We start from the raw sequence: 1,402 nt of genomic DNA on the forward strand, positions 1-1,402 counted from the left end.
CGCGACCGCCCCCAGCAACACCATCAAATGCCCGACCAACCGCCGCACCGTCGACTCGTCAAACAGTTCCCTGCTGTACTCGACGCCACCACGCAAACCCGAGTCCGTCTCCCCGATATTCAAACTCAGGTCGTAGATGGTCGAGACCACACCGCTGTCCCGCTGTTCGCCGCTGTCCTCCCGCCATTCACCGTCACCAGTGCCGTAGTTGACCAGCACCTGGAACAGCGGTGTGCGGGACCGGTCCCGGACCACGCCGAGCTCGTCGACGAGCTGCTCGAACGGCACATCCTGATGCGCGTACGCCGCCAGGGTCTCCGCCCGCACCCGGCCCAGCAGTTCGGTGAACGTCGGATCGCCGGACAGGTCGGTCCGCATGACGAGGGTGTTGACGAAGAACCCGATCAGAGTCTCGATCTCGGCCCGGTTCCGGTTCGCGATCGGCGTACCCACCACGATGTCGTCCTGACCCGAGTACCGGCCCAGCAGGACGTTGAACGCGGCGAACACCGTCATGAACATCGACACGCCAGCGTCCCGGGACAGCACCCGCAGACCGTCGACCACCTCGGCCGGCACCACGAACTTGAGCACCGCACCAGCACTGGACCGCTGCGCCGGCCGCGGCCGGTCGGTCGGCAACTCCAGCGTCGGCACAGCATCGAGACGGTCTCGCCAGTAGTCGAGCTGATCGTCGAGGACGTCACCGGTCAGCCACTGCCGCTGCCACACCGCGAAATCGGCGTACTGCACCGGCAGCACCGGCAAAGCGGGCTGCCCACCGTCGCGCGCTGCGGCATACAACGCGTCCAACTCACGACGCAGGATCCCGGCCGACCACTCGTCAGCCACCACGTGATGCATCGCCAGCGCCAACACATGCTCATCCGCGCCGAGCCGCAGCAACGTCGCCCGGAACAACGGCCCAGCCGCCAGGTCGAACGGCACCACCGCGTCGGCTTCCCGCCACACCTCCACAGCAGCGACCGGATCGTCCTCACCCGACAGGTCGATCAACGGCAGATCGAACGACGCCGGCGGGTCGACCACCTGCCACGGCACCCCGTCAGCATCGGCGACCAGCCGAGTCCGCAGCACCTCATGCCGGGCCACCAACCCAGTCAACGCCACGGCCAACGCCGCCACATCAAGCTCGCCGGCCAGGTGGACCGGCATCGGCATGTTGTACTCGACCGAGTCCGGCTCCAGCTGGGCCAGGAACCACAGGCGCTGCTGCGCGAACGACAACGGCAACAGCCCGTCGCGGTCCACCGGCACGATCGGCGGGGTCACCGCTCCTGGTGTAGATACGTCGATGACTTCGGCGAGCCCGGCCACCGTGGGTGTGTCGAACAGCGCCGCGACCGGCACCTCGACGGCGAACACGGCCCGGATTCGGGAC

At 67.7% G+C, this 1,402-nt stretch carries 1 protein-coding gene; it reads right to left on the bottom strand.

Translation table 11 applies throughout. From position 1 onward, the window contains the following. A partial coding sequence (locus tag ACFP2T_RS45830; RefSeq protein ID WP_377433792.1) for a condensation domain-containing protein occupies window positions 1-1,386 on the bottom strand: 1,386 nt, incomplete at its 3' end. Window positions 1,387-1,402: the final 16 nt, after the last annotated feature.

Source organism: Plantactinospora solaniradicis (assembly GCF_042658085.1).
In the GTDB taxonomy this organism is placed as follows: Bacteria; Actinomycetota; Actinomycetes; order Mycobacteriales; family Micromonosporaceae; genus Plantactinospora; species Plantactinospora solaniradicis.